Raw genomic sequence first — 24,668 nt, forward strand, 5'->3', positions numbered from 1 at the left:
AACTCGCATTCAGGAAAGAAAAAATTTTTTGAGACGCAGATCACTGAATTTTTGGCCGGTCAACGCGAATAACCCCGTACGCTGCACACATACGGGGTTATTTACGTAAATTTTTTAGTTTTTTGCTGTCCGAAGGGGCTTATTTTTTACCCCAGCAGTGCATCGACGAAGCTTTCGACCTCGAACGGGGCCAGGTCGTCCGCGCCTTCGCCGAGGCCCACCATCTTCACCGGCACACCGAGTTCTTCCTGTACCTGGAAGACGATGCCGCCCTTTGCGGTGCCGTCGAGCTTGGTAAGTACCACGCCGGAAATGTCCACGACCTCGCGGAACGTGCGTGCCTGCATGAGGCCGTTCTGGCCGACGGTCGCGTCCAGCACCAGTAGCACCTCGTCGACCTTCGCCTTCTTCTCCACCACGCGCTTGACCTTGCCCAGCTGATCCATCAGGCCCACGCTGGTGTGCAGGCGGCCAGCGGTATCGACCAGGACGACGTCCACGCCGGAGTCGATGCCCTTGGCCACTGCGTCGAACGCAACGGAGGCTGGGTCTGCTCCCTCTGCGCCGCGTACTGTTTCTGCCCCCACTCGACGCCCCCACGTCTCCAGCTGGTCAGCCGCAGCCGCACGGAACGTATCCGCCGCGCCGAGCAAAACCTTGTGGCCCATGCCGATGAGCACGCGGGACAGCTTACCGGTGGTGGTGGTCTTACCGGTTCCGTTGACGCCCACCACCATGATCACGGCCGGCTTGCCCTCGTAGGGCATGGCCTTGATGGAGCGGTCCATGTCCGGCTTGCAGGCATCGATCAGCGCCTCGCGGAGCATGCCACGGGCTTCTTCCTCGCTGGAAACGCCATTGACGGCGATGCGCTCGCGGAGGTCGTCAACGACCTTCATCGTGGTTGGGGTACCCAGGTCCGCCATCAGGAGGGTGTCTTCGATCTCCTCCCATGCGTCCTCGTCGAGGTCGCCGGCACTCAGGATGCCGAGCACGCCACGGCCAATGACATTCTGTGACTTGGACATGCGACCGCGCAGCTTGCCCAGGCGGCCCTGGACGGGCGCGATCTCCTCGCGCTGTTCTGCGGGGGCTGGCTCGGGTTCGGGAGTCGGCTCAGGCTCGGGTTCCGGCTCGGAGATCGGCTCTGGTACCGGTTCTGCTTTAGGCTCAGCGACAGGCTCCGGCTCCTCCACCGGCTCTGGCTTGGTCGTGGGCGCCGGGGTCGGAGCGGTCTTCGACGCCTCTGGTTCGGGTGTCGGCTCGGGCTCTGGGGTTGCTTCCGGCTCGGAGGTCGCTTCTGGTTCCGGGGTCGGCTCCGGTTCCGGCGTCGGTTCCGGGGCAGCCTTGGGCTCTGGGGTTGCCTCCGGGGTTTCCTTCGGCTTCTTCAGCTCCTGGTCGGGGCGCAACTCCGGCTGCTTCTCGGCGGTCGCGGCACCGGCTCCGGCGCCACCACCGGCGGTGAAGTTAAACCCGCCCTGGGCCTTGTAATCGCCACTGCTGGGCTTCTTCTGCTCGATCTCCTCCTTCTTCTCGAAGGAAACCTGCTTCGCCTTGTTTCGGCGCAAACCCAGAACAACAAGAATCGCCACGACAATGGCGAGAACCAAAAGTCCAATGAGGACCCACATCAAGACAGTATTCATAGCCTCCAGTGAATCAGAACTTCGCGGCTAATGCCGACTCACGGTTAGACAGTCGGCCCGAACACGCCGCGGACCATGGCGTCTGCCATGACGATGTCTCCGGTCACTAGGTCCGGCACCAACCGCGCCATGGCCGCCCATCCCGGGTAGGCGCTGAGCAGTTTGCCCAGGCTGGACATCTTCTTGTGCGCGTACATGCGGGTGGCCAGGGCGAACACCATGGAGATCACGGGCGCCAGCGCCCAACGGTTTTCCGGAGTATCGGTATCCACACCCTCCAGCCGGTCGAAGCGCACGCGCGCGGAGAGGTACAGCTGCCGGTTCGCGGCCTTCACCTTGCGCAGCAGCGTGACGGCGGTCTTCATCAGTTCCGGGTCGCCCAGCAGTTCGGAGAGTTCGGCGCGCTTATTGAAGGTCTCGAACACGGCGATGAGGCGGCTGTTTTCCTCGCTCAGCGCGCCCGGCACTACCCCGGCCTTGCCGAAGAACATGTCCAGCACGGCCTTCTGCTGTGCCGGATCCATGTGCGCGATCTGCACGGTGGTGCTGTCGATGCACGCGGTATCCAGGGACACGTCGCGGCCGGTATCGACGGTCTGCACGGCGGGTTGCCCGGCGACCTTCTTGAGCTCTTGCCGCAGGCGCTTGTCTTGTTCTTTTTCTTCTGACGCCCCTTCGGGGTCAACCAGCGACATGTCCCCCAGGATCTCGAGAGCTGCGATCCACGGGGTGTTCGAGCGCTCGGCTTCGGCTCCCACCAGGGTGGAGTGCACCAGCCCGGAGAGTATGAACTGCGCGGGGCGGTCGGCGGCGGGAACCAGGGACTGAGACATGGCGTGGACGGATTCGCGCGGGTTGTTCGTCAGCGCGGTGCGCAGGTTGTCCAGCACGTCGAAGCGTCCGCGCAGCCAGCCGGCCTGCACGTCCCAGAGGGTGGACAGCGTAGCGGTATCGCTGGGGAGCTCTTCGGATTCGCCCGCCAGGAAGGCGGCCAGCTGCACCCACGGGTCGGTGTCGGCGTCTTCCTTGTTGGCCCCGAAGTAGCCCTCGGCCTGTGCGACGGCGGCGTGTTGGCCGGCGGCGACGGGAGCCCGCAGGTAGTTGAAACGATCGCGGCCGAACAGCTGCACGCTCAAGGGGCCAGCGCCCACGAGTTCGGCGGGCAGTGTGCCCTGGGCTAGAGTGCCCAGATCTAGGCCACCTGCTTCACTGGGCGTAGCCTGCAGCTCTACGAAGTATGCGGGCTGCCAGGGCGCGGTGATGGGCCAGACCCACGCGCCGACGCCCGGCGCACCGAACTGCACCGGGGCTTCCTCGGATTCGTCCTCGCCGTGGATGAATAGGGCGTCCCCGTCGACGGAGGCGGTGTAGTCGAACCCGGGCACGATGCGGGCCAGGCGCACGCTCACTCGGCGATCCTCGACGAACTCCAGCTCAATGGCTCCAGAGGTCAACGTGGCCAGGGACCCGGCGGCGCTGGCGAGATCTACGAACCAGGTGACCTCGTCTATCGTTTCCAGCTTCAGGGTGCGCACGGGCGAGCCGTGGTGGTTGCGGATCACCACGCGGGCGTCATCCATCAGCGCCAAATTCTCCGCTTTGGATCCCATGCCCGGACGGAAGCCGGGGCGCACACGGAAGCGGGTCTGCGTGTCGATGGCACGGGCGGAGACTTCGATGGGGTCGGTGCGCCACATCGGATCCTCCCCCTGCATCGTCAGCTGGTAGCGAAGGCGGGAGGGCTTAACGATGACGGGCAGCGCGTCACCCGCCTCGGTCTGCACGACGGTGGTGCTAAAGCGGTCGGTGGGGCCCAGTTTCTGGGGCGGGATCTTCTCGAAGGGCTTCTCCCCCGGCAGCAGGCGGACCGTCACGGGGCTTAGTCCCCCGGCCATCGGCAGGCGCGTTTGGGTACTGGGCCCGCCGAATTCCATCTCCAGGGAAAGCCCCTCCACCAGGGCGTATTCGTGCCGGAAGGATTCATTGCGGGGGCCGCGCAGGCGCACCAGGTACTCGCCCACCCACGGGCTATCCCACGCCTCGGGGTCGAAGACGTCGAACACGCCGCCCTCGGCGGGAACCTCCAGCGGTTCCTCGTCGGAGACGGCCTCGCCGGTCTCGCCGGGCCCCGCATAGGCGGAGACGGATAGGTACCAAATCTCGTCCGCGCCGGAGATCGTAGGCGGGAACTCCACCTGCAGGCTCTGGGAGTGGATCACCTTGCCCGAGGTGGTCTCCACGCCACCCACCACGTCGTCAGGCTCCACGAACTGGGCGCGCTGGCGCGGGTCCACGGCACGCACTCCGGCCATGGACGGGCTGCGCTCGCCCGGCTTGGCGATGTGCAGGCTCAGGGATTCGCTTAAGTCCAGCAGGCGGATGACCCAGCCGTTCCAGCTCTTCATCGGCTGTTCTTCCAGCACCGGAATGTCCGCCCCGGTCACCGGGTCCACGGCAGAAGTCTCGGCGGGAACCACCACGTACACCTGCTCGTGGTGCAGGGAAACCCGGTCGGTCAGATCCGTGCCGCGGATGGTGAACACCAGCACCGGATCCTCGGTATCCACCAGCGGCAGCTGCCAGTGCTGGCCGTCGTTGGCGTTGCGCACACTGACCTTGCGCAGCGGCTGGCGCACGGGAATGTCCAGGATCTCGGTCACGGCCCTTCCTGCGTTGTCCGCGTGCATGGTGCGGAAGGCTGCGGGTTCGCCGTCGAAGTCCAGGCGCCAGCGCACCTCGGTGTGCACCTTCCCCTCGCTCTCCAGGGGCTGCGAGGGCAGGCGCAGAACCACGCGCTGGCGCAGCGTATCTAGCTGCAGGCGCGGCTGGTCTTCGCGGTGTGCCACGCCCACACTGTGACGCCGATCCTGCGTGCCCACCGGCCTCTCCCGCAGCTCTTCAATCACATCCTCCAGGATGAGTGCGGGCAGCTCCACGGCGGGAAGCGTGTACTCCCAGGAGTCCGGGTGCGCGGCGGCGTGGGAGACGATCTCCACGATCGGGGCGATCAGCTTCACCGCCGCCTCCGGCAGGGTGGCACACAGCGGACCTACCTGGCGCGGTTCATCGGCCAGCTCGGCCACGACGGCCCGCGCAATGTCAGCGGCCTCGGCTCCCTCCGCGCTGTTCGCCTGGTGGTTATCCACCAGCTCGATCAGCTCCGGCACCCAGTCCGAGGCAATTCCCACGTGGGCAAACAGGCGCCCGAGCTCCCCGTCCGGCCCGCCGGATACCGCATCCATGGGATCCAGCCCAGCGGCGGAGAGTAGTTCCCCAAAGCGCCCTTCGATCAGCTGGGTACGTGTGGGCGTCGGCTCCAAACCAAGGCCGTACCAGTACTCGGCTGGCAGTTCCGAGACCTCGTGGAACCGCGCGGCGCGGGAGAGCAACGTGGCGATCGTCAGCGCGGGACAGGCCTGCAGCAGGGCCTCCTCGGTGGAACCGGCGGCGACCTGGCGAGCGATGAAGGTGCCGAAGAATCGGCTGGTGCGCTCCAGCTCGTCGCCGTCGATGTCTAGCTCTACGAAAAGTTCCACGTCGGCCAGCTTCCCGGCCAGGGCCGCCTCGGTGGACGAGGCCCACGGCAGGAGCGAATCCTGCATGTCGGAGATCGGGCTGGTGGTAGGTGCTGCGCTGGCTGGGGTCTTCTCGCTAGAACTCACGCGACCATCCTACGTCACCGGTCAGGCGCTGTTCTCGGGAGCCATCCTCTGCGAAATCACCCTGGTCACGCCGTCGCCGCGCATCGTCACACCATACAGCACATTCGCTACATCCATGGTGGGCTTCTGGTGGGTAATAACGATCAGCTGGGAATCCTTCCGCAGCTCCTCGAACAGGGCGAGCAAGCGCCGCAGGTTCACGTCGTCCAGGGCGGCCTCGACTTCGTCCATCACGTAGAACGGGCTCGGGCGGGCCTTGAAGATAGCCACCAGCATCGCCAGCGCGGTCAGGGACTTCTCGCCACCGGACAGCAGCGATAGGCGCTTGACCTTCTTGCCCGGCGGGCGGGCCTCGACCTCAATGCCGGTGGTCAGCATGTCATCCGGGTCGGTAAGCACCAGCCGGCCCGCGCCACCCGGGAACAGGGTGCTGAACACCTCCGGGAAGGCGACCTCGACGTCCTGCCAGGCCTCGGTGAACAGCTGCAGGATCGTGGCATCCACGTCCGCGATCACCTCGTGCAAGTCATTGCGCGCCCGCTCCACGTCGTCCAGCTGCTGGGCCAGGAAGTTGTAGCGCTCCTCTAGCGCCTTGAACTCCTCCAGCGCCAACGGGTTCACCTTGCCCAGGGAGTTCAGTGCCTTCTCGGCCTTCTTCAGTTCGGCCTTGGTGGCGGCCGCGTCGAAGTCCTCCGGCAGCTCTTCGGCCAGCAGCTGCTCGGCGGTGAGCCCCAGTTGTTCCATCGCGCCGGCCACGGCCTGCTCGATCTTGACCTGTGCCTGGGTGCGTGCCAGCTCGGCGGAGTGTGCGTTGTCGTTCATGCGCCCCAGGTGCGCGGTCAGCGCGGAGACCTTGTCGCGCTGCTGTGCCATCGTGGATTGCCACTGCTTGTGCGCCTGCTCGGTGTGCGAGCGGTTGGCCTCGGCGGTGGCCAGCGCGTCGGCGATGCGTTCGGCGATGCGCTGGGCCTGTTCGCGCACGCAGGTGGCCATCTCGCGGGCGGCTGCCCGGCGGGCTTGTTGCTGTTGGTGGTGCTTGCGCGCGGCCTCCTCTGCGCGGGCCTGTCGGCGCAGGTTCTCTGCCCGGCCCCGGGTGGATTGCGCGCGCTCCTCGGCGGTACGCTGCGCCAGGCGGGCCTCCATCTCCATGGCCTTGACCTGCGAAAGGTGCAGAGCGGCGGCATCGCGCTCGGCCGAGGAAGGCTCGGTCGTGTGCTCTTCGTCGTCCACGCGCGCCACGCGATCGGCCAGCTCGTCGAGTTCCTCGGTGGTCTTAGCCAGACGCTGTTCGGCGGATTGATGTTCGGCGGTGCTGCGCTCCAGCTGGCGCTGCGCTGCCTCGCCCTGCTTCTGCAGTGCGCTCAGGCGCTTGGCCGCCGCATCACGCAGTGCCCGATGCTCCTGTTCCGCCGCCCGCGCCGCAGCCGCGGCGGTCCGCAGGTCGCTGGCCGCGTCAAGCGCACCGGATAGTGCGGCTTGCAGGTCGCCTAGTTCCTTCTTTTTCTTTGTGACGCCCTCTGTCTCCGCCGCAATCTTATCCGCCAACTCGACAGGGGTAGTCCCGCCGGAGCCACTGGCGACCCACCCAGCGCCGTAAACGGAGCCTTCCTTCGTCACCGCGCGCAGGCGCGGATCCGCGGCCACGACCTTCCGGGCTTCCGCGGCACTGCCCACGGCCACAACGTCCACCAGCAGAGCCGTCAGGGAGCGCAGCAGGTCTGCGGGTACGTCCATCAGGTCCAGCAGCCACTTGCCCGCGGAAACGTCCGTATCCAGGCGGAACGTCGCGCTCGTATCCCCCTCCGGGGCTCCCGGGTCCAGCAGCACCGCGCGGCCTTCGCGGGCATCGGTGAGGGCGGAGATGAGGGCGTCAGAAAGAGGGGCGACAATTCCCGAGCTCGCCGCATCGCCCAAAACGGCGGCCGCGGCGGCACCCCATCCGTCGTCAATGTGCAGCTGCTCGGCCAGGCGGCGGGTGGCGATGCCCTCCTTGTCGGCGGCGCGGACAACCACCGCAGCGCCGTCGGTGGGTGTCAGGCGGTCCTGCCAGGCGGCAATGGTTGCCTCGGCGGTGGCGATGTCGCGCTCCAGCTGCAGCTGCTCGGCGCGCAACTGCTCGGCGCGCTCCTCCGCACCGGCGGCCTCGCGGTCGGCCTGGGCGCGGGTTTCCTCCAGGTCGCCGCCGGAGGCTTCGGTCTCGCGCAGAGCCTCCTCCGCCTCGGTGATGTCCTCCATCAGGCCGTCGAGGGTTTCCTGCTGCTCGGCAGCATTTTCCTGCAGGCGCTCGACCTCCGCGGCGGCGTTATCGCGCTGGGTGGCGGCGGCCTCGTGCTGGGCAAGCAGGCGCACCACGCCCTCGCGCCGGTCGGCAATAGCTCGGACCTGGGCGAAATGTTCTTGTTCGGCGGCGCGGGCGGCCTCCTCGGCCTCGGCTACCTGCTCGGCGATCGTCTCCAGCTTCTCGGCGGCGATCTCCACGTTCTCTTCCAGCTCGGCCTGCTCCTCGGCGGCGCGCTCGGCGCGTTCCAGCAGCTCTTGCGGGTCGGGGCCCGACCATTCGGCGACCTGAGCCTGATCCGCACGGTCGGTGGCGATACGCAGGGTGGCGGAGTTCTTCTCCTGCACTGCGGACAGCCGGTACCAGAGGTTTTTCGCCGCCTCGGCTTCCTCCAGGGCTGTGCGTAGTTCTTCCTCGGTGACGGCCAGGGTCTCGCTGTGTTCCTCCAGCTCCGCCTGCAGTTCAGCGCGCTGTTCGGCCAGCATTTCACTGCGCCGCGTCGAGTCGTTGAGCTCCTCGGATAGCTGCTTGACCTTGTGCGCAGCCAGCTGCACGCGCGTGCTGCGGATGGTGGCCTGCACGGCGGAGGCCTTCTGCGCGGCCTCTGCCTGGCGCGCCAGCGGCCCGAGCTGTTTGCGCAGTTCGTCGGTCAGGTCGTGCAGGCGGTCGAGGTTGGCCTGCATGTTGACGAGCTTGCGTTGCGCCTTTTCTTTTCGACGCCGATGCTTCAGCACACCGGCGGCCTCCTCGATGAAGGCGCGGCGCTCCTCGGGGCGCGATTCCAGGATCTGCGATAGTCGGCCTTGCCCGACGATCACGTGCATTTCGCGGCCGATGCCGGAGTCACTCAGCAGCTCCTGGATATCCATCAGGCGAGCCTTGGCCCCGTTGATCTCGTATTCCGACGCGCCGTCGCGGAACATGCGGCGGGTGATGGAAACCTCGGAATATTCGATGGGCAGCTTGCCATCGGAGTTGTCGATAGTCAGAGTGACTTCCGCGCGCCCCAGCGGCTTGCGGTCCCCCGTTCCGGCGAAGATGACGTCTTCCATCTTCCCGCCACGCAGGGTCTTCGCACCCTGCTCCCCCATGACCCAGGCCAAGGCATCCACAACGTTGGATTTTCCGGAACCGTTGGGTCCTACAACGGCGCAGATGCCTGGCTCTAGTTTCAGGGTCGTCGCGGACGCGAAGGACTTGAATCCTTTGAGCGTCAACGACTTTAAGTGCATTGCCTGATGCTATCAAAGCGATCCGGCGCTAAGCAGCTTCCTGCGCCCTAAACACCCAAGTGTTTTGCAACACGAAGTTGAGAACTGTAGCGACGGCTTGGGAGACGAACCATGACCAGAACAGTATGTGTGGCAAGTCAGTTCCCCAGTTCCGCATCAAAGCATCGACGACAACCGCTGTTAAGAAACAAATGGTGTAAACCACCGCGGCGCGAGCCTTCTCAGCTCCCGAACGGTCCCCCTGGAACGTGAAGAAGCTGTTGAGGTAGTAGGCAACCGTGCTTCCCACAATGTAACTGCAAGCGCGCGCGACGAAGCCAATGACGCCGAGATTGAGCAGCAGCGTCCTCGTCCCGAAGTCAAAGCACGCCCCAACCACGCCGACAAGCGTGAAGATTACGAGTTTCCTGGTAAGCGCGCGCAGTTCCATCTGTTCTTAGGCGGTTGCGCCGTTGTGAAGCTCGCGGCGCTGGCACTCCGGGTCCGTACCATCCCAGCACTCGACGTTCTTCAACTCCGGCAGGTTGTCGCGGTGGAAGATCGGATCCATGCCCGCGGCCTTCTGCTGGGAGAAGTCCCGCAGCAGCTTGATGGCCACACCGCCCAGCGGGACGATGGCGCAGAGGTTGATAAGAACCATCGTCGCGGCGAAGGTGTCGGCCAGAGACCAGACCAGCGGGACGGTACCAATGGCGCCACCGAACACACAGAGCACGACGAGCACGCGGAAAATGTTCAGCTTGGTCTTGGACTTGGTGAAGTACTCCACGTTCGCCTGGGCAAGGTAGTAGTTGCCCAGCACGGAGGAGAACGCCAGGAAGAACAGGATGATCGTGATGAAGTGAGTGCCCCACTCGCCCACCTGAGCCGACAGCGCGCTCTGAGTCAGGTTGGCGGTCTGAACGCCCTCGCCATAGGCCGGGTTGGACAGCAGGATGATGAAGGCCGTGATGGTACAAACCACCAGGGTGTCAAAGTAAACGCCCAGGGTCTGCACCAGGCCCTGCTTGACCGGGTGCGATACTGCCGCGGTGGCGGCGGCGTTCGGTGCAGAGCCCTGGCCGGCCTCGTTGGAGAACAGGCCACGGCGCATGCCGTTCATGAACGCTGCGCCCAAGGTGGCACCGGCGATCTCCTTGATGCCCAGGGCGTGCTCCACGATGGTGCCGAACATCGCCGGAACCTCGCTGATGTTGATGGCCAGAACGATCACACCCAACACGATGTAGGCACTAGCCATGAGCGGGACGATCACCTGGGTGGCATTAGCGATGCGCTTCACGCCGCCGAAGATCACCAGCGCGGTCAGAGCTGCCACCAGCAGACCCGTAGCGATCTTCAGCCAGGTGGCATCGGCCGCAATATTGGGGTTAAGGGAGTGCAGGGAGGAACCCGCGGCCTCCGCGATGGAGTTGGTCTGCACGGCGTTATACACAAAGCCATAGGTGATGGTGATGGCGATGCCGAAGATCAGCGCAAGCGGCTTCGCGCCCAGCCCCTTGGTCATGTAGTAAGCCGGGCCACCGACATAGCCGTCCTTATCGCGGGTCTTCCAGAGCTGCGCCAGCGTGGCCTCCACGAAGGCAGTTGCGCCGCCGACGAGGGCGACGATCCACATCCAGAACACCGCGCCCGGGCCACCCAGGGTGATGGCGATAGCCACGCCCACCACGTTGCCTGTACCCACGCGGGACGCTGCCGAGATGCTGAATGCTTGGAACGCGGAGATGTTCTCTCCGCTCTTGCCGACCGCCGGTTCCTTCACCGAGCGGAACATGTCCGGCACCATGCGGATCTGCACTACCAGGGTGCGAATGCCGAAGTAGGCGCCGGCTGCGAGCAGGAAGACGGGGATGATCTTCCAAATATTTTCGTTCAGCGTATTCGCCACGAAATTTTCAGTTGTTTCCATGCGCAGAAATTTACCCGAAACTAGTGCCAGAAAATAAATGCGACATGTTCACCTTTCTTGGCCTATCGTTGCAGCTCAGGAAGCTTTAAGTTTTTGCTGTTCGCCCGTGGCACTCCTACTGCTGGCACGTTGCGCAATAGTGCGTCGACCGCCCGCCGACGACCACCCGCTTGATCGGCTCCCCGCACCCCTTACAGGGTTCACCGCCGCGCCCGTACACGTTCAGCGAGCGCGAAAAGTACCCCGACGCACCGTTAACGTTCACATACAGCGCATCGAAGCTGGTGCCGCCCTGTTCCAGCGCGCGCTCCATCACTTCCGCCGCCGACTGCAACACCCGGTGCAGGGTGGGCCTACTCAGCAGAGCCGCGCTGCGCCGCGGACGCACTCCGGCCAGGAACAGCGCCTCGTCGGCGTAGATGTTGCCAATACCGGAGACGACCTCCTGGTTCAGCAACACCGTCTTCACCGCCGCACGCTTGGACTTCATCCGCTCCACCGCAGCCTGCGCGTCGAAGGCAGGCTCTAGCGGATCGGCACTGATGTGGCTGACATTCTGGGGTAAAAAATTTTTTGGTGACGCCACCCCGGCCCCCACTGCCCACGGATCCGGCACGGCCTTTTCCAGCCGCCACTCGCCGAAGGTTCGCTGATCCACGAAGCACAGCTCACGCCCATCGGATAGCCCCGCCCGGATGCGCACGTGCGGGGATTGCACCTGGCCGGGCTCGGCCACGAGCATCTGGCCACTCATGCCCAGGTGCACTTGCAACAGGAAGTCCTCGCCGAAATCCAACCACAAAAATTTTCCGCGGCGTTTTACTGCGGTGACGGTGGCGTCACGAAGAAAAGAAACAAGAACTTCCGGGTCCCCGGAGCGGACGGCACGTGGGTGACAGACCTCGACGTCGGTAAAGCGGCGGCCGACCAGGTGTTCTTCGAGGCCGCGGCGGACGACCTCAACCTCGGGGAGCTCAGGCACGTTCGTTGAGCTTCTGCACGGCCTGTTTGGCGGCGGCGTGCTCGGCGACCTTCTTCGTGTGGCCCTCGCCGTGGGTCACCAGGTCCTCGATGGTGACGGTGGCATAGAAGGTCTTGTCGTGCTCCGGGCCTTCGCCGCGCACCTCATAGGTGGGCAGGGGCAGCTTCATGTCGGAGAGCTTCTCCAGCAGCACGGTCTTCCAGTCCATCGTCAGGCCGGTGGTGGGAGCCTCGGTGATCTTGTCGGCGAACAGACGCAGCACCGTGGCGCGGGCAACCTCGAAGCCGTGGTGCAGGTAGATCGCGCCGAGCATGGACTCCACGGAGTCAGCCAGGATGGAGTGCTTATCCTTGCCGCCGGTCAGCATCTCGCCGCGGCCGAGCAGGATGTACTCGCCCATGCCGAGGCGACGCGCGACATCTGCCAGGGCGTACATGTTCACCACTCCGGAGCGCATCTTCGAGATGTCGGATTCCGCGCGCTCCGGGAACTGGCGGTACAGCTGTTCCGCGACGGCCAGGCCCAGCACTGCGTCGCCCAGGAACTCCAGGCGTTCGTTGTTCGGCAGGTGGCCGTTTTCGTTGGCGAAGGAGCGGTGGGTCAGCGCCAGTCGCAGCAGATCGTCGGGCAGCTCCACGCCCCACGCCTCCAGTAATGGTGCGTGGTCGGACTTGCCATAGGCAGCGTTGAGGGCGGCCTCGCCGGTCAATCGGCGTTTACGAGCCATTGGGGTTCGGGTTGCCTTTCCTTTTAGAGGTTCTTGAACTTCTCCAGGCCAGCCCAGCGCGGATCCGGGCGGTCGTCTTCCTCGGCTTCCTCGCTGATGCCGTCCGGCGCCGGGGTGTCCTCGCGGCACTCGGCACCGAAGTCGGCGCACACGGGACTAAACGGTGCGTTTAGGCCGGCCTCGTCGATGACAAGCTGGGTGATGTCAATGGCGTTGTCCTGCACCAGCAGCGGCTCTTCCTCGTCTTCAGCATCGTCGCCCTCGGGGCTGTCATCGGTGATGAAGTCCGGAGTCAGACCGAAGACGTCGCTGATGGAGTACTCCAGGGTGGTGGACAGCTCCTGCAGGCAGCGGGAGCAGGTTCCCTTGGCCTCGCCGCTGACCTGCAGGTTGGCCATGATTGCCTCGCCCAAGTTCGCCAGGGTTCCATGAACTTCGACGGGTGCGCCCTCTGCCACGCCCAGCATGTTGCCGCCCCACGGTACGGGGGACGCCCCCTGGGCGTCGACCGGCTCGCTGAGTCCAGTTGGGATGTCGCCGACTGCAAGAACGAAGGGGTTACTCATACCCTTCTTTCTACCCGTCTATCGCTGCTGACGGTAACCGTGGGGGTCGGAATCGTTCTGGTAGCCGACAGTGCCGTTCTGGTATCCGGAGGCACCAGCGCCCTTGCGCAGGGCGGACCGGTCGCGGTTGACGGTGCGCAGCGTGGTAGTGAGGGTGTCCTCGAACTCGGCCAGGGTGGAATCGACGTAGCGGTCGCACTCGGTGCGCAGGCGGTCGGAGTCCGCGTGGGCGGATTCAATAATGCGGTTGGCCTCGGCCTCGGCGTTGCGGACGACCTCGGAGTCGGAGACCAGGCGGCGCTGCTCGGCCAGACCTTCGTCGACGGAGCGCTGGTAGCTGGCGTTACCGTCGCTGACCAGGCGCTCGGCTTCGTCGGCGGCGCGGGTAGTGACCGTCTCGTATTCACGGCGAGCGTCGCTGACCAGGCGGTCTGCCTGATCCTCGGCCTGGGCGACGGTGTTGGTTGCACGATCCTGTGCATCCTGGAGGATTTGGTTGGCGCGATCCTGCGCGTCCTGCACGATCGCGTCCGCCTCGGAGTTGGCGCTGGAGATGGTTGCGTCGGCCTGGTCCTGAGCGTCGGCGATAATATCGTCGCGGTGGTCGAGGACGTCCTGCGCATCGTCCATCTCGATCGGGATCGCGTTGCGCATTTCGTCGAGAATGTCGAGCACCTCGCGCCGCGGAACCATGCAGTTGGAGGTCATGGGCACGCCGTAGGCCTGCTCCACCATTTGCTGAAGGTCATCCATACCCTGGAATGTCTTGTACATGGCCTCCACTGTGCCATCACTTGACCTCAACTACAGGTTTAGACACGCCTTGACGGGCGCTAGCCGCGGAACTTCTCCTCCACCGCCGCGACGACCGGCTCCGGCAGCAACCCAGAAACGTCTCCGCCGTACTTCGCAACCTCCTTGCACAGGGTGGAGGACACGTACCCGTACTCCGGGGAGGTCAGCAGGAAGTACGTCTCCGCGCCCGACAGGCGCTGGTTCATCTGCGCCATCGGCAGCTCGTACTCGTAGTCCAAAGAGCTGCGCAGGCCCTTGACCATCGCCTGAATATTGTTCTCGTTCAGGTAGTCCACCAGCAGCTTGTCCCACGTATCGACCGTGATGTTCTTCGGCCCATTGGGGATGGCGGCGATGGACTTCTCGATCAGCTCGATGCGCTCCTCGGCGGTGAACAGGCCGTTCTTGTTTGGGTTATAGGTCACCAGAACCACGACCTCCTCCCAGTTGGCAGCGGCGCGGGTGAAAATATCCAAGTGACCCAGCGTGATGGGGTCGAAAGATCCGGGGCAAACTACTCGCATGGCACCTAACCTAACCCTCGCCCCGCCAAATCGCCATGTCGAAGCGGGCGATTCCGTAGGTGCGCTTCTTTAGCTTCTGCCCGGTCGGCTCGAAGCCTTCCGGCCACGCGGTTTCGGGTGAGGCACTATTGCGCTCGACCACCACGACGGCGTCACTAGTAAGAACAGGAATCAGCGCCTCCACCATCTCGGCGACAGCCTCATCGGTGAGCTCGTAGGGCGGGTCGGCCAGCACCATCGTGTAGTGGTTGCGCGGGGCTCCGGCCAGGAAGGATGACGCCTTCGCCTCCACCACCTGCACCTTCGCCTCGGGCACGACGCGCGCGTTGTCCTTGATGGTCTTCACCGCCGCGTCGCTGTTATCCACCAGGGTGACCTCCTTAGCCCCGCGGCTCGCGGCCTCCAGCCCGAGGGCACCGGAGCCGGCGAAGAGGTCCAGCACGACCTCGTCGACGAAGCCGAAGCGGACCTGCAGAGAGGAGAACAGCCCTTCGCGGGCACGATCCGAGGTGGGACGGGTGCCTTCGCTGGGCACCTTGATGCTGCAGCCGCGGGCGGTTCCGGAGATGATGCGTGTCATAGTGCTTTGCAGTCCTGCCTTAATTTTTGCTCGTGGTCGTTACTAGTGCCGGCCTTATTGAGCCTCGACCCGCAGAATCACGTCCCCGCCGTGCACATCCTCATAGTCCTGCGAGTTCGTCCTGCGCACCACTCCCGGCCCCGGCGCGAGCACGGGCGCTTCCAGCTTCAGCGATTCCACCGTGCACAGCGCGTCGCCGGTGTCTACGGTCTCTCCGTCGGCGACGAGGAAGTGCACAACTCCCGCGAATGGGGCACAGATTTCCATGTCCCAGAGTCTAGCAACTGGGTCGGCGAGTTCTTCTCCCCTAGCTCTTCTCGATGTAGTCCTGGTCGTCGATCTCGATGTCCACCACCAAAGAGCGCGCCAGCTGTTCGTCGTAGGCCACCAGCGCTTCTGCGTAGTCGCGCGCCGATTCGATGATCTCGCCGTCGGTGCTGAGGTCTAGTAATGACGCCCTTCGCGCCGACCGCCCCGACTGGTCCTGGCCCAGGATGTCTCCTTCGGTGCGCATCTTCAGGTCTTCCTCCGCCAGGCGGAATCCGTCGTTGCTTTGCGCCACCACCTGCAGGCGGTGGAAGGAGGGGCTATCCGGCGCGGCGGTGGTGTGCAGCAGACACAGTGAGTCCCGGCGCCCACGGCCGATGCGCCCGCGCAGTTGGTGGAGCTGGGAGAAGCCGAAGTTCTCTGCCTCCAGGATCATCATCATGGAGGCGTTGGGTACGTCCACGCCGACCTCGATGACGGTGGTGGCGACCAGCACGTCGATCTTCCCGGCGGCGAAGTCCTGCATCACCTGGTCCTTGTCGGCGGGGTCCATCTTGCCGTGCAGCATCGCCACTCGGCAGCCGGGCAGTTCCTCGGTGGCGATCCGCTCACACCATTCCTCCACACCGGAGCGCCCCTCGATGCGGGGCGCTACCACGTAGGCCTGGCCACCGGCCTTGATCTCCTCGCCCATGCGCTCCCAGGCGCGCCGCACCCAGCGGTATTTGTCGGCGGGTACCACCACTGTTTCGATCGCCCCGCGTCCGCCGGGCTTGCCAACCAGCGTGATGGGCGTCAGGTCTCCGAACATCGTCATGCCCACAGATCGCGGGATCGGGGTGGCGGTCATGACCATCATGTGTGGGGTGGCATCCACCGGCGCGGATTCCCGCAGCTTGTTGCGCTGCTGCACGCCGAAGCGGTGCTGCTCGTCGACGATGACCATGCCCAGACGGTAGAACTCCACCGAGTCCTGGATCACCGCGTGCGTGCCGACCACAATGTCGGTCTGGCCGGAGACCAGGTCCAGGAGCGTGCGCTGCTTCTCGGCCTGCTTCTGACTGCCGACCAGTACGGATACTCGCACGTCGGTGTTCTCCAGCATCTTCACCAGACTGCGGGCGTGCTGCACCGCCAGGATTTCCGTCGGCGCGATGAAAGCGCACTGATAGCCGGAGTCCACGGCCCAGAGCATGCTGATCAAGGCCACCATCGTCTTGCCGGAACCGACCTCACCGTGCAGCAGCAGGTTCGCCGGGGTGGTTCCGCCCAGGCGGGAGCCGATGTCCTCCAGCGCCATCTTCTGCCCCGCGCTGAGGTCGAAGGGCAGCCCTGCGATCAGCTTTTCCACGTTCTCGCCCGGCGCGAGCGCCATGCCGGTGCGCTTGGTGGCGTCATTGCGCCGTAGAGCCATGACCAGCTGCAGCTCGAGAGCCTCGTTGAACTTCAGCCTGCGCCGAGCGGGTTCGGGGCCGGCTTCGCTCGGCTGGTGGATGTGCCGTAGTGCGTCGGCGAAGCTAATCAGCGGGCGGCCCCTTCCATCCGTGGGCCAGGCGGGCGCGCCGGGGTTGCGGCGCGGGAGTGGCAGGAACTCACCGGGTTCGTCCATGACCCGCAGTACGTGGTCCATCACTCCCAGCATCTCCGCGGTGGAGGTGCCGGGGCGGCGCTTGTATCCGGCCATCCACGGCTTGGCCAGCAGCTCCTGGGCGGCGGTCTCAGAACCCATGACGTCCACGATTGTCTTCAGCGGCCCGAACATGCCGAACTCCGCATCCAGGGCGGGCAGGATGGATACATAGCTGGGGTTTTTCAGCTCCCACTGGCCGTTGAACTCGGAGAGCTTGCCGTGCAGCAGCATCATCGAGCCCCGCTTGATGCGCTTCCGGTGGTAGGCCACATTCCCGAACAACGCGGAGCGGAAAGTCCGCACGCCGTCGGTAAAGGTGAACGCCAAAAATTTTCTGGGCCCACGCCCGGAGTGGTTGTCTTTCTCCCCCACGCTGAGGATCTCCCCGGCACAGGTGTACTTCTCCCCGACTCGCAGCTCGTCCAGCCCTTGTGGCGAGCCGAGCCGAGCGTAGGTGACGGGGAAGTTCAGCACTGCATCGGCGATGGTTTTGATGCCGGGCTTATCGGCCAGCCGCTTCGCGCGGTCGTTGGAAATCGCAACCGATAGTGGGCGCGAGTCCTGCCACCCCAGCATGGGCTACTCCACCCCGATCTGCACCAGGCACGGGTCGTAATCGTTGCCTTGAAGTTCGATGTGGTGGTCGTCGATCTGCACGTCTGGGTATAACTCGGCGAAGGTTGCTTTCAGCCCATCGATGGCGGTCTGGTCAGTCGCGGGGTCACTCCACAGCAGGGTCACCAGCTCGCCACCGTCGGCCAGCATTGTGCTGAGGGTATCGACCATCGTGTCGGGCGGGCACGTGGCGAAGCGTTGCGCCTCTACCGCGTCGATCATCTCCTCGACATTGTCGTCCCAGTCCACGCTGGGATCGTTCACCGCCAGCGCCGCCAGCCCGCCGACCAGCGATTTCGTATCGATGATGTCGACCTCTCGCGTCCCGTCTAACCCCTGCAGCGCGGCGACGTCCTGCCCGTTGGTCAGCACGGCAACCGGCCCTTCGCCCAGCCTCTGCACTGCTTCACCCAGGGTTTTGTTGTTTGGTGACGCCACCGCCACCGCCCCCGCAGCCTCGAAAAGTCGCGCGACTCCGCCGGTGGGCGTGAGCGCCACGATGAACGGCCCTTTGTCTTCCGCCCGCGCCTGGTTGCTCGCGGGGGCTGGTGTGCTTGGCTTTCCGCTGTCGGCGGCTTCCCCGTCGGCGGGCAGAACCTCGATGCGCAGGTCGGTGACGGTTCCCAGGGCGAAGGCCTTCTCGATGACCTCGCCGGCGCGGTTGGTGTGCACGTGCGCGGTGCCTGCCTCCGGCCCTAAGGGGCCGACGATGACCGAGTTGCCGTGGGCCTCGAGGAGCTCCCGCAGGGCGGCCAGGTTCCCCTCGAAGAAGAACATCACCTCGACCTCTTGCTGGGTTCGCTCGTGGTCGGGCGTGGGGGCGTCATCAACGAGGCCCGCACCGTCCAGAACATCAACCAGGGCCTGCAGGATCACCACAAGACCCTGGCCGCCCGCGTCCACGACCCCCGCTTCGGCGAGGACGGGCAGCTGGTTGGGGGTGTTGGCCAGGGCTTCCTCGGCGGCGTGGAGGGCGCGGGTGGCGACGTCCGCGAGGTTCGGCTCGGCTTCGTGGGCGGCGGTGGCGGCGGCATCGAGAACACTGATGACGGTGCCCTCGACGGGCGTGGAGATTGCGGTGCGGACAAAGCCCACCGACTGCGAGAGAGTATCTGCCACGGCGGGGCCGTCGATGTGGCCTTGCGAGGCCGCCTCGGCGAGGGCGCGCATCACCTGGCTGAGCACCAGGCCGGAGTTTCCGCGGGCGCCACGGACAGCACCGGTGGCCAGGGCGATGGTGACCTCGGGGAGGCTGGCGCCTTCCTCCAGCGCGTCGACCGCAGAGACTGCGGTGGTCATGGTGTGCGCCATGTTGGAGCCGGTATCGGAATCCGGGATGGGGAAGACGTTCAGGGCGTTAATCGCCTGGCTCTGCTCGCGCAGCCGGCTGGCCGAGAGGCGAGCCCACTGGGCGACAACGCGCGCGTCGAGATGAGCGGGCGCCTGCTCCACCGGTTGCGCTTCAGCCACCGGCTGCGCCTCTGCCTTCCTGGATTTCACTCCCACTACCCTAGCGAACCAGCCGGACAGCAGGGCGGTTTGCGGGATCGTGGCGCGTTAGGGGTATGCGAGCCGGGCTAGAGCCGCCAGTCGACGCGCGCGCCGCCGGATGCCTCCAGGATCGCGTTTGCCCTGCTGAAAGGGTGTGAACCGAAGAAGCCACGGTAGGCCGACAGCGGCGAGGGATGCGGGGACATCACGCAGCGCTCCGCGCCGATGAGCGGTGCCAGCTGCTGGGCCTGCTTGCCCCACAGGATCGCGGCGAAGTGCGGGTTGGCGGCGACTTGGCGGACGGCAGCTTCGGTGATGGCCTCCCAGCCGCACCCACGATGGCTGCCCGCGTTCCCCGCCTGGACGGTGAGCACGCGGTTGAGCAGCAGCACCCCGCGACCGGCCCACGGAGAAAGATCCCCGTTGGTGGGAGCCGGTAGGCCGAGGTCATCTGCGTACTCGGTGTAGATATTCTTCAGCGACTTCGGCAGCGGTTCGCCTTGGGGAAGCTCCGCGGAGAACGCCAGCCCCACCGAGTGCCCGGGCGTGGGGTAAGGGTCCTGCCCAACGATTAGCACTTTCACCTGGGTGGGGTCGGCCTCGAAGGCGCGCAAAATTTTTTCTGGCGCGGGCAGGATCCGCGCCTGCTGTCCCTCAGCCAGTGCACCCTCCAGCACCGACTGCAGCCCCGGCAGATACCACGCCGGGTGGATCCGCTCGATCAGCTGGTGTGCTTGCTTACGTACGGAACTCATGCCTGCTCCTTACACCGACTGCCAGCCGGACGTAAACGGCGGGCGGCCGCCGTCGACCAGCACATAGTCCCCCTCACCGTCCCCCTCATCCGAGAGGCTGCGTACAGTCCCGATGCGGCGGTAGCCACTGGGCATGCGGGCGTCCGTAGTTCCCAAAAGAGTATGGTCCTCGCCGCCGGTGTAGATCCATTCCAGGGGGTTCTTACCCGTCATCTGCGCAGCATGGCGCAGCTTCTCGTCGGGCACCAGAGCCGCCCCGTCCAGGTCCAAGCACACCCCGGAGCGCTCCGCGATGGCACACAGGTCCACGATCAACCCGTCGGAGTTATCCGTCATGGCGCTCGCACCCGTAGCGCGGGCGACGGATCCACGGCCCGGCTCCAGGCGCGGGGCGCAGTGCCAATCCGCCAGCTCGTTGAGGATCGGATCGTTCGCCGGGATCGCCTTGCGCGAGCCATAGTGGCGCAGAATCGCCAGACCCGCCGCGCTATAGCCGATCGGCCCGCTGGCGATGACCCTCTGCCCCACGCCCGCGCCGTCCAGAGTCAGCGCCGCGGCGGGCCCGGAGATCTCACCCAAGGCGGTAATGGAAATGACCAAGTCTTTGCTGGTCACAACGTCCCCGCCGACTAACTCCGCCGCCCACGGGGAGGCTCCTTCGTCGATGCCGCGCGCAATATCCGCCACCGTCTGCAGCGGCAAATCCCCCGGCGTGGCGATCGCCATCAGGATCGCGGTGGGGCGTGCTCCCATCGCCTGAATGTCCGCGAAGTTCTGCGTCACTGCCTTCACCCCGACCTCCCACGGAGTCGAGTAGTCGAACGTGAAGTGCCGCCCCTGAACGAGGATGTCCGTCGAGCACACGTGCCGTGAATTGGTGCCTGTGGGCTCCAACACTGCGGCGTCATCGCCATTAAGAGAACTCGGTGCAGCCTGGCGGATCGCCGCGATGGTGGCGGCCTCCCCTGCCTCTGCCACGGTCAGTGAAGTGCGCATGCAGCCTTTCGGTCGAGTGATGCTTGGGGTACCGCGACAAGTCTAATTAAGATGGTGCGCTATGAGTGACGAATCCACTTCCCCCGTGTCCACCCCGCGGTACCTGCTGGTGCTGTCGACGGTGCTGGCCATTCTGCTGATTGTTGTGGTGATCGTGGCGGCGAAAATCACGATGGATAAGAAGGTTTACGCGCCGGTGGCAATGGGGCCGGTGGATGCGCCAGAGGCATCGTCGCAGGTGTGTGCCGATTTCGTGGCTGCGCTGCCGCGGGATTTGGATCGTTTCCGTTCTGTGGAGGTGCGCGACCCGGCGCCGGATGGAGCCGCGGCTTATCGTGACTCTTCGGGCGCGGAGCTGTCTGTGCGGTGCGGGGTGAATGTGCCGGATCAGTACACGGTGTTGTCGCCGGTGTTTACTTCTGGCGATGCGCGCTGGACCGCAGTTTCCGATGCTACACCGGGCTCTGACCTGCAGACTTGGTACGCGGTCGGGGGTTCTCCTGCGGTCGCGGTGACGGCTTCTTCCGACGTGGACAGCGCGCTCGAGGGGGTTGGTTCTACTCTTTCTTCTCTTTATGACGCCAACTCTCCAGCAAAGCCCGCCCCCTACCCGCTGTCGGAGGCTCCCGTGGCCGGCAGCTCCGGTGGTGCCGGCAAGACTGGCGGTTCCGGAAAGGCTGACGGTTCCGGTGAGGCTGACGGTTCCGGTGAGGCAGGCACATCCGGTGGTGCGACCGAGTCCCCGGTGTGCCGCAAGTTCCTGGAGTCGCTGCCGGATTCGCTGGGTGACTGGCGACTGATTCACATTTCTGCCGGCAGCTCCAAGCTGAAAAACGCTGATGCGCTGCCCGAAGGCGTGGACGAGTCGGTGTTCGACAAGGCACCGAGCGGCTCGGCGACCTACCTGGCTGACGGACACGAGCCGGTGGTGATTCGCTGTGGCCTCGAAATGCCCGAGGCCTATGAGCCGGGGGCCAACCTAACCCAGGTAGATGATGTTCCGTGGTTCTCCGATCCCTCGCTGTCGCGCGGGTCGACGATGGGCCACTGGTATGCCCTGGGCCGGGAGCAGATTGTGGGTCTGGCGATGCCGCAGTCCGCCGGTGAGGAGGTCATCACTTCCGTGACCAGCGCAATCTCCGATTCCCTCAAGAAGACTGAGAAGCAGCCCGCCACTGCCCAGCATTAGCGGCACTCCACAGCTGCCACAGGAGCCTCACGTGCATCATGCCAAAAGTGCCAAATGTCGGAAAAGTTGCAAAACGTCAGATCACCTCTCCCGACATCGTGAGCAAAAAGCTTCTGACCTGCATATTTACACTATTGCCAATGCGCCCCAGTAACAAATTGCAACTTTTCCGACACTTTCGCCCACCGCAACCCAAAAACCTGCACCTGTTCCGGCGCCCCTCTCACGCAGGCCGGTAATGGGCACTCCGCGTGACCAAATGTCGTTAGAACGAGAATGCGTCGCCACGACTGGAGCCATGCAGAATCGCGCAAGCCCCCGACCTGCACATTTAGGTTAAAGAAAACCGGTATCAATAACGGATTCCCGTTCTAGCGACATTTGCAGGCCACGGCAGAGCCAGCCAGCCAGCAGAGTCAGCGAGCCCAGAGTCAGCCAGCCCCAGTCAGCCAGCCAAGCAAGCCAGCTAAGCCAGGGCGCGGGCGATCAGCGCGCTGACCAGGTCACCAAAGCTCACACCGTCAGCGGCGAACATCTTCGGATACATCGAGATCGGCGTAAACCCAGGCATCGTGTTGATCTCGTTCAGCACGGGTCCGTTCTCCGTGGCAAAGAAGTCCACGCGCGCGATGCCGTCGCACCCCAGCGCGTTGAACGTGCGAATGGCCAGTTGGCGGATCTCCTTCAGAGTCTCCGCAGGTAGCGGCGCCGGGATGGTGGCGGAGACGGTCGAGTCGACATACTTGGCGTCAAAACCATAGAATCCTTCGGCACCGTCCTCAGTGCCATTCAGCATCGCCGGAACAGAAGACACGATCGAGCCATCCGCGTGCTGCAGCACGCCGCACTCGACCTCGGCGCCGTGGATCATGGCCTCCACGATCACCTTGTTGTCGTGAGAAAAGGCCAGGTCAACGGCGGCGTCGAACTCCTCCCAGCTGTCCACCTTGGAGATGCCGATGCTGGATCCGCCGCGCGCCGGCTTCACGAACACCGGCAACCCCAGCCGCTCCTTCTCCTCGGCAGTCAGCTCGCGGGGCTGGGACAGGATCAGCTCCTCGCCCACCGGGATGCCAGCCTCGCGCGCCAGCCGCTTGGTGAAGTCCTTGTCCATGCCCGCCGCCGAGGCCAGCACGCCGTTGCCGACGTACCGCACGCCAGCCAGATCCAGCACGCCCTGCACGGTGCCGTCCTCGCCGTTCATGCCGTGCAGCACCGGGAAAACAACGTCCACCTGCGCAAAGACTTCACCTACCTGCGGGCCGGTCGCGTAGCGCATCTCGCCCGCCGCACCAGAGCCCGCAGAGCCGGCCGTGCCCGCCCCGCCAAACGTCAGCTGCACGTGCACGCCCCCGTCTTCCACGCGCGGCATGTCCCGCCCGTCGGCGCGCAGCTGCGAGGTGTCGGTCGTCCCGGGCACCCATGCGCCGGCTTCGGTGATCCCCACGGGAACCACCTCGTAGATCTCCGGGTCCAGGTGGTCGATCACCGCACCTGCGCTGATGCAGGATACGGAGTGCTCAGTCGACTGGCCGCCGTACAGGACGGCGACGGTGGTGCGTGCGTGCTTCTTGGCTTCGTTACTCACGGCTTTTTACCTTAGCCGTTTTTAGGACGCCACATCCCCACCTCCCCGCCCCTTCAACCGAACTGCCAGTTTGCTTAGGTCTACTCGGCCTTCTTGCTGCGTCCAAGCAGTCCCATCATTACCTGCTGCACGTCGGCGCCTTCGTGGCAGACTCCCACGACTGCGTCGGTGATGGGCATTTCCACGCCGACTTTCTCCGCCAGCTCGTGCACGGATTGGCTGCTGACCACGCCCTCGGCAACTTGTCCCTTGGTGGACGCGGCGGCCTGCTCCAGGGTTTCTCCCTTGCCCAGGTGCTCCCCGAAGCGGCGGTTGCGCGACAGCGTAGATGTACAAGTAGCAACGAGGTCTCCCATGCCCGCCAGGCCGCTGAGGGTGCGTGCGTCGGCGCCAACTTTCAGTGCCAGGCGGGTCGTTTCCGCCAGCCCTCGAGTAATGACGGTGGCGGCGGTGTTGTCGCCGAAGCCCATGCCCGCGGCGATGCCCGCCGCCAGGGCGATGACGTTCTTGCAGGTGCCAGCGATTTCGCAGCCGATGACGTCCGTGTTGGTGTACGGGCGGAAGTACGGCGCGGCCACGGCCGCCTGGATCAGCTTCGCGCGGTCCATGTCGGTGCAGGCCACCACGGTCGCGGCGGGTTGGCCCTGGGCCACTTCGCGGGCCAGGTTCGGGCCGGTCAGCACGGCCACGCGCTCGCTGGGCACGTCCGCCACTTCGGAGATCAGCTGGCTCATCCGCAGGCCGCTGGAGTGTTCGATGCCCTTGGCCAGGCTCACCAGGGAGGCGTCCGGGCCGATGAGGTCCTTCCAGTTCTGCAGGTTTTCGCGCAGCGACTGCGACGGCACTCCCAGCACCACGATCTCTGCGCCGTTCAGTGCCTCGGCGGGGTCGGTTGTGCCGGTCATCGCGGCCGGTAGTTCGATGTCCCCCAGGTAGGCGCTGTTTCGGTGGTTGTCGCGCACGTCGTCGGCGACTTCGGCGCGGCGCGCCCAGAGGCGGACCTCGTTACCGGCGTCAGCAAAAACCTTGGCAACCGTCGTGCCCCAGGAGCCCGCGCCCATCACTGCTACTTGCACCATCTGCTTGTCGCCTTCCCGCTCGCACTGTTAGCTTGCCTGAGTTCTGCTTGCCTGAGTTCGGTATAACTTTTGGGTTCGTTATACGATTGTCGGCAATAGTCTATCGAAAGGGATCCCTTTAAAAGTGATCACTCACACAGGAACTGGCGATCTT

General features: G+C 65.1%; 19 protein-coding genes. 1 reads left to right on the forward strand and 18 read right to left on the reverse strand.

The window, feature by feature from the left end:
• Window positions 1–146: 146 nt before the first annotated feature.
• The 16 genes from ftsY to JQ46_RS06315 form a co-directional block, all read right to left on the reverse strand.
• Window positions 147–1,646: a signal recognition particle-docking protein FtsY gene (gene ftsY, locus JQ46_RS06240; protein ID WP_034986370.1), complete on the reverse strand. Its 1,500-nt coding sequence runs from the start codon at window positions 1,644–1,646 to the stop codon at window positions 147–149.
• A gap of 44 nt (window positions 1,647–1,690) precedes the next feature.
• Window positions 1,691–5,308 (reverse strand): hypothetical protein, encoded by a 3,618-nt coding sequence (locus tag JQ46_RS06245; protein WP_237744749.1) that lies wholly within the window; start codon window positions 5,306–5,308, stop codon window positions 1,691–1,693.
• A gap of 21 nt (window positions 5,309–5,329) precedes the next feature.
• Window positions 5,330–8,818, reverse strand: a complete 3,489-nt coding sequence (gene smc / locus JQ46_RS06250) for a chromosome segregation protein SMC (RefSeq protein ID WP_034986371.1) — start codon at window positions 8,816–8,818, stop codon at window positions 5,330–5,332.
• A gap of 28 nt (window positions 8,819–8,846) precedes the next feature.
• The gene (locus tag JQ46_RS06255; protein WP_034986372.1) at window positions 8,847–9,248 is read right to left on the reverse strand and encodes a GtrA family protein; all 402 of its coding nucleotides are present in this window, start codon (window positions 9,246–9,248) and stop codon (window positions 8,847–8,849) included.
• Window positions 9,249–9,254: 6 nt separating this feature from the next.
• Entirely contained in the window at window positions 9,255–10,730 is a 1,476-nt protein-coding gene (locus JQ46_RS06260) for an alanine/glycine:cation symporter family protein (protein ID WP_034986373.1), read from the reverse strand.
• Between the two features lie 115 nt (window positions 10,731–10,845).
• A complete protein-coding gene (gene mutM, locus JQ46_RS06265; RefSeq protein ID WP_034986374.1) occupies window positions 10,846–11,712 on the reverse strand; it encodes a bifunctional DNA-formamidopyrimidine glycosylase/DNA-(apurinic or apyrimidinic site) lyase in 867 nt (288 codons plus the stop codon).
• On the reverse strand, window positions 11,705–12,439 hold the full coding sequence (gene rnc, locus JQ46_RS06270; RefSeq protein WP_034986375.1) for a ribonuclease III: 735 nt from the start codon (window positions 12,437–12,439) through the stop codon (window positions 11,705–11,707). The genes mutM and rnc overlap by 8 nt, the downstream gene beginning before the upstream one ends.
• Before the next feature lie 23 nt (window positions 12,440–12,462).
• Complete coding sequence (locus JQ46_RS06275; RefSeq protein ID WP_034986376.1) at window positions 12,463–13,005, reverse strand: YceD family protein; 543 nt, start codon at window positions 13,003–13,005, stop codon at window positions 12,463–12,465.
• A gap of 18 nt (window positions 13,006–13,023) precedes the next feature.
• The gene (locus JQ46_RS06280; RefSeq protein ID WP_034986377.1) at window positions 13,024–13,779 is read right to left on the reverse strand and encodes a DivIVA domain-containing protein; all 756 of its coding nucleotides are present in this window, start codon (window positions 13,777–13,779) and stop codon (window positions 13,024–13,026) included.
• Window positions 13,780–13,838: 59 nt separating this feature from the next.
• Window positions 13,839–14,324: a pantetheine-phosphate adenylyltransferase gene (coaD, locus tag JQ46_RS06285; RefSeq protein WP_034986378.1), complete on the reverse strand. Its 486-nt coding sequence runs from the start codon at window positions 14,322–14,324 to the stop codon at window positions 13,839–13,841.
• Between the two features lie 10 nt (window positions 14,325–14,334).
• Window positions 14,335–14,904, reverse strand: a complete 570-nt coding sequence (locus tag JQ46_RS06290; protein ID WP_034986379.1) for an RsmD family RNA methyltransferase — start codon at window positions 14,902–14,904, stop codon at window positions 14,335–14,337.
• A 54-nt stretch (window positions 14,905–14,958) separates the two neighbouring features.
• On the reverse strand, window positions 14,959–15,171 hold the full coding sequence (locus JQ46_RS06295) for an acetyl-CoA carboxylase biotin carboxyl carrier protein subunit (RefSeq protein WP_034986380.1): 213 nt from the start codon (window positions 15,169–15,171) through the stop codon (window positions 14,959–14,961).
• Window positions 15,172–15,211: 40 nt separating this feature from the next.
• Window positions 15,212–17,377 carry an ATP-dependent DNA helicase RecG gene (locus JQ46_RS06300; protein ID WP_034986381.1) on the reverse strand — a complete coding sequence of 722 codons (2,166 nt, stop codon included), beginning with the start codon at window positions 17,375–17,377 and terminating at the stop codon, window positions 15,212–15,214.
• Between the two features lie 3 nt (window positions 17,378–17,380).
• Window positions 17,381–18,916 (reverse strand): DAK2 domain-containing protein, encoded by a 1,536-nt coding sequence (locus tag JQ46_RS06305; protein ID WP_034986383.1) that lies wholly within the window; start codon window positions 18,914–18,916, stop codon window positions 17,381–17,383.
• A 77-nt stretch (window positions 18,917–18,993) separates the two neighbouring features.
• Window positions 18,994–19,662, reverse strand: coding sequence for a uracil-DNA glycosylase (locus tag JQ46_RS06310; protein WP_034986385.1), 669 nt, complete (start codon window positions 19,660–19,662; stop codon window positions 18,994–18,996).
• A 9-nt stretch (window positions 19,663–19,671) separates the two neighbouring features.
• Window positions 19,672–20,658, reverse strand: coding sequence for a thiamine-phosphate kinase (locus JQ46_RS06315; RefSeq protein ID WP_005295377.1), 987 nt, complete (start codon window positions 20,656–20,658; stop codon window positions 19,672–19,674).
• Between the two features lie 61 nt (window positions 20,659–20,719).
• Between JQ46_RS06315 and JQ46_RS06320 the strand changes: the two genes are divergently transcribed.
• On the forward strand, window positions 20,720–21,847 hold the full coding sequence (locus JQ46_RS06320) for a DUF3515 domain-containing protein (RefSeq protein WP_034986387.1): 1,128 nt from the start codon (window positions 20,720–20,722) through the stop codon (window positions 21,845–21,847).
• Between the two features lie 466 nt (window positions 21,848–22,313).
• Here the strand turns inward: JQ46_RS06320 and JQ46_RS06325 are convergent, their stop codons facing one another.
• Both JQ46_RS06325 and JQ46_RS06330 read right to left on the reverse strand, forming a co-directional pair.
• Complete coding sequence (locus JQ46_RS06325; protein WP_034986388.1) at window positions 22,314–23,435, reverse strand: D-alanine--D-alanine ligase family protein; 1,122 nt, start codon at window positions 23,433–23,435, stop codon at window positions 22,314–22,316.
• 80 nt (window positions 23,436–23,515) lie between these two features.
• Window positions 23,516–24,514, reverse strand: coding sequence for an NAD(P)H-dependent glycerol-3-phosphate dehydrogenase (locus tag JQ46_RS06330; protein WP_034986390.1), 999 nt, complete (start codon window positions 24,512–24,514; stop codon window positions 23,516–23,518).
• Between the last annotated feature and the right edge of the window lie 154 nt (window positions 24,515–24,668).

Origin of the sequence: Corynebacterium jeikeium (genome assembly GCF_000738175.1) — a bacterium.
GTDB lineage: Bacteria > Actinomycetota > Actinomycetes > Mycobacteriales > Mycobacteriaceae > Corynebacterium > Corynebacterium jeikeium_C.

Coding starts and splice junctions, on each gene's coding strand:
- ftsY (WP_034986370.1), bottom strand. CDS start 1,646: ATGAATACTGTCTTGATGTGGGTCCTCATTGGACTTTTGGTTCTCGCC.
- smc (WP_034986371.1), bottom strand. CDS start 8,818: ATGCACTTAAAGTCGTTGACGCTCAAAGGATTCAAGTCCTTCGCGTCC.
- JQ46_RS06255 (WP_034986372.1), bottom strand. CDS start 9,248: ATGGAACTGCGCGCGCTTACCAGGAAACTCGTAATCTTCACGCTTGTC.
- JQ46_RS06260 (WP_034986373.1), bottom strand. CDS start 10,730: ATGGAAACAACTGAAAATTTCGTGGCGAATACGCTGAACGAAAATATT.
- rnc (WP_034986375.1), bottom strand. CDS start 12,439: ATGGCTCGTAAACGCCGATTGACCGGCGAGGCCGCCCTCAACGCTGCC.
- JQ46_RS06275 (WP_034986376.1), bottom strand. CDS start 13,005: ATGAGTAACCCCTTCGTTCTTGCAGTCGGCGACATCCCAACTGGACTC.
- JQ46_RS06280 (WP_034986377.1), bottom strand. CDS start 13,779: ATGTACAAGACATTCCAGGGTATGGATGACCTTCAGCAAATGGTGGAG.
- coaD (WP_034986378.1), bottom strand. CDS start 14,324: ATGCGAGTAGTTTGCCCCGGATCTTTCGACCCCATCACGCTGGGTCAC.
- JQ46_RS06290 (WP_034986379.1), bottom strand. CDS start 14,904: ATGACACGCATCATCTCCGGAACCGCCCGCGGCTGCAGCATCAAGGTG.
- JQ46_RS06295 (WP_034986380.1), bottom strand. CDS start 15,171: ATGGAAATCTGTGCCCCATTCGCGGGAGTTGTGCACTTCCTCGTCGCC.
- JQ46_RS06300 (WP_034986381.1), bottom strand. CDS start 17,377: ATGCTGGGGTGGCAGGACTCGCGCCCACTATCGGTTGCGATTTCCAAC.
- JQ46_RS06310 (WP_034986385.1), bottom strand. CDS start 19,662: ATGAGTTCCGTACGTAAGCAAGCACACCAGCTGATCGAGCGGATCCAC.
- JQ46_RS06315 (WP_005295377.1), bottom strand. CDS start 20,658: ATGCGCACTTCACTGACCGTGGCAGAGGCAGGGGAGGCCGCCACCATC.
- JQ46_RS06320 (WP_034986387.1), top strand. CDS start 20,720: ATGAGTGACGAATCCACTTCCCCCGTGTCCACCCCGCGGTACCTGCTG.
- JQ46_RS06330 (WP_034986390.1), bottom strand. CDS start 24,514: ATGGTGCAAGTAGCAGTGATGGGCGCGGGCTCCTGGGGCACGACGGTT.